Raw genomic sequence first — 650 nt, 5'->3', positions numbered from 1 at the left:
TGCTAATTATTATCATTTGCACCATTAATTGCGAATAATACAAACTTACACTTTTTTTGCAAGTAGGAAACAAAAAAGCCTCACAAAAGTGAGGCTTTTATCAACATAGGATATTCAATGGGTTAAACGTCTAAGCTGTGCTTTCCGTGTGATACCTTAGCTTTGAGATAATTCTCATTGCCGTCTTTAACGTACGCTAATGTGTTGACAACTTCATCGATTTCAATGCCATGATCTTGAAGGTCACGAATCTTTTTCGGGTTGTTGGTCACCAAGCGAATTTTGTTCACCCCTAGCGCTTGGAGCATCTGCGCTGCTTCAGTAAAATCACGTAGATCATCACCAAAACCAAGGTGGTTATTCGCTTCGTAAGTGTTCATACCTTCGCTTTGCAGCTTGTACGCATCGATCTTGTTGTACAAGCCAATCCCACGCCCTTCCTGACGAAGGTAAAGAATGATGCCTCCGGATTCACCCATGCGATTAATGGTTTCATCAAGCTGCTCACCACAATCACATCGCGACGAATGGAAAACATCTCCGGTCAAACACTCTGAATGCATACGAACAAGCGGCGTTTCTTGGGCTGAATCTGCTTGTCTAAAAATAACTGCAACATGCTCTTTTTCTGTCTTAAGACCATGAAAAGA

Annotated in this window: 1 protein-coding gene; it reads right to left on the bottom strand. The window is 41.7% G+C overall.

What is annotated here, in order from left to right; translation table 11 throughout:
- Nucleotides 1-122: 122 nt before the first annotated feature.
- Nucleotides 123-650: GTP cyclohydrolase II (locus QTO00_RS20565; RefSeq protein ID WP_331426386.1), on the bottom strand; the 528-nt coding region annotated here is incomplete at its 5' end.

The organism is Vibrio sp. M260118, assembly GCF_036533755.1.
Classification (GTDB): Bacteria; Pseudomonadota; Gammaproteobacteria; order Enterobacterales; family Vibrionaceae; genus Vibrio.
The sequence above is the reverse complement of the archived record's forward strand: the minus strand, read 5'-3'. Positions and strand labels throughout refer to the sequence as shown.